Source organism: Mesorhizobium sp. WSM4815, assembly GCF_055811575.1.
In genome coordinates, this window is record NZ_JBVVQS010000053.1 from 261 (window position 1) to 2,794 (window position 2,534).

Consider the following 2,534-nt stretch of genomic DNA (forward strand, 5'->3'; position numbering starts at 1 on the left):
TTCACTGTGATCCCGCGTGCACCCAACTCTTTCGCCATATAGACGGTCAAGATTTCGACCGCCCCCTTGGCGGCCGCTGCGGTCATTGAGCCCGGTATGCACGATGACCGGAATGGGGCCATGTCGGCCGTTGAGGTGATCTCTACTGTTGCCCAATAGCAGACGTTGCCGGAGACTATCCTGGAAATCGTGCTTGCGGACATTCCGGCCGTTCAGCTTCAGTCGACGGCCAAAGGAGGCTTTTCCGGACGGCGGAATGACAATGCGCGCGGCCATACAGCCGCGCGCTTCAGTTGTCGGGGTCCGACTGATCAGATCGCCTGACCACCCGAAACCTCGATCCGCTGTGCCGTAACCCAACGGTTATCCTCGCCCAGAAGGCTTGCCACCATTGGCCCGATGTCGTCGGGCAGCCCTACGCGGCCAAGCGCGGTCATCCCTGCGAATTGCGCGTTGACTTCGGCATTGTCGCGCACCAGCCCGCCACCGAAATCAGTCTCGATCGCTCCGGGCGCGACCGTGTTCACTGTGATCCCGCGTGCACCCAACTCTTTCGCCATATAGACGGTCAAGATTTCGACCGCCCCCTTGGCGGCCGCATAGGCCGAGAAGCCCGGATAGGACACGCGGGTCAGGCCCGAAGAAAAGTTCACGGTCCGCCCGCCATCTGCGATGAGCGGCAGAAGCGCCTGCACGAGGAAGAAGATGCCCTTCACATGGACGTCGAACAGACCGTCGAACTGCGCCTCGGTCGTATCGCCGATCATGGCGAATTCGCCGTGGCCGGCATTGTTGATCAGGTAATCGAAGCTGTCGCGGCCCCAGGTCTCTTTCAGCGCCGCGCGCAGGGTCTCGGCAAAGGCCGCGAAGCTCGCGACCACGCCGAGATCGAGCTGCAGAGCAACCGCCTTACGGCCCAGGGCTTCGATCTCGGCCACAACCTCGCTGGCCTGAGATGCGTTGCCGCGATAGGTGACGATCACGTCGCGACCATGCCGCGCGATGCTGACAGCGATGTTGCGGCCGAGGCCGCGGTTGGCGCCGGTGACGAGTGCGATCTTGGTCATGCGGGAAGTCCTTTCATCCGAAGTGATGGGAACAACATGCGGCAAGAGCGTCTCCAGTTGTTGCCGATTCCTCGCGTGGTCTTGCCTGTTCCTGCAAATCTGGATCGGCCTGCCACACAGGATTTGCCAGAGTGTTCTGATTTCTTGCTTGATCCTTCTTCAGGTCTTGCCTGAAGCGCCACCACCCTTCATCTTGCTCATATGAGCCGAACGCTTCTCGACCTCGTGCGCAGCTTTGCCGACACTCATGCCGACCGTTTCGGGGCAGCGTCGACGCCTATTCCCGGCCTGACCGCGATCCGCGCCACGCAGCCCGGCGAATTGCAGGTGGCTGTCAATCGGCCGCTGGTGGCCATGCTGTTACAAGGTGCCAAGCGGGTCACGATAGGGGCCGAGACATTGGAATTCGGTCCGGGCGACTCGCTGCTGATCTCGGCCGATGTGCCCACGGTCAGCCAGATCACGCAGGCAACCCTCGGCGCGCCCTACTATTCGCTGGTGCTGGAACTCGACCCCGTCCTTATGCGGGAACTCGCGGTGGAGATAGCGGCGGTACCGGGCGATCCGCGCAAGCCTGTCCGAGTGGAGCCGACCGACGCAGATGTCGCCGATGTGGCGCTGCGTCTGATGCGGCTTCTGGACCGTCCCTTTGCCCTCCCGGTCCTACAAGGGCCGTTGCTGCGCGAGATTCATTTCTGGCTTCTGGCGGGACGGCACGGATCGGCCCTCCGCAGCCTCGGCGGGGCCGATGGCCATGCACAACGCATCGCCCGTGCGGTCGCCATGATCCGCGAAAGCTATGCACGGCCGATCCGCATCGAGGAACTGGCCGAGGCCGCGGGGATGAGCACCTCGTCCTTCCACCAGCATTTCCGCCAGACCACCACGCTGTCTCCCTTGCAATTTCAGAAGCAGTTGCGCCTGATCGAGGCTCGGCGCCAGATGCTGGCCGATGGCACGAGCGTGCGTTCGGCGGCATACGCGGTGGGCTATGAGAGCGTGCCTCAGTTCACCCGCGAATATGGCCGTCTGTTCGGCAAACCACCGGCCCGCGACATACGGCGGGCACAGATGGCTGCGTAGTCTGACTCTGCTTCAGAAGAAAGCGAGCGTCCGCTGTGGGTCACATCCAGACCACCCTTTGAGCGCTGCGTACGTCCGCTTCTGCACCTCGATGGCCGGAAACTGACAGTCCGCAGTCGGCCCCGCTGCCGACTAGTCCCCTTTCGCTTCCCTTCCGGCCAATGGTGCGCCGAAGGAGAAGCACGATGGACATTTCCAGCACGATCCTGCGATGCCGGAGCGCAAAGCTTGGAATGCTAGCCGGAACGTCGCTCGCGCGATCGAGCGCTCTTTTTCGTCATCCAACGCATCTCTTCGCAACGAACCTCAGGTTCAGGTCCCACAAAAGGTCTTATAGACGCGGCCATCGCGCGGTGGTGGCTCGGCATAGCTCGCGAAGCCTGG

The 2,534-nt window shown here is 62.5% G+C and carries 2 protein-coding genes and 1 pseudogene; 1 reads left to right on the forward strand and 2 read right to left on the reverse strand.

Annotated elements, in window-relative coordinates:
* Positions 1-203 (reverse strand): annotated as a pseudogene (locus AC0L2B_RS00255) (hypothetical protein); the annotation flags it as partial.
* A 108-nt stretch (positions 204-311) separates the two neighbouring features.
* Positions 312-1,067 carry an SDR family NAD(P)-dependent oxidoreductase gene (locus AC0L2B_RS00260; protein ID WP_473743645.1) on the reverse strand — a complete coding sequence of 252 codons (756 nt, stop codon included), beginning with the start codon at positions 1,065-1,067 and terminating at the stop codon, positions 312-314.
* Positions 1,068-1,268: 201 nt separating this feature from the next.
* On the opposite strand from AC0L2B_RS00260, the gene AC0L2B_RS00265 reads away from it, so the two are divergent.
* Positions 1,269-2,150 (forward strand): AraC family transcriptional regulator, encoded by an 882-nt coding sequence (locus tag AC0L2B_RS00265; protein WP_287222778.1) that lies wholly within the window; start codon positions 1,269-1,271, stop codon positions 2,148-2,150.
* Positions 2,151-2,534 lie beyond the last annotated feature (384 nt).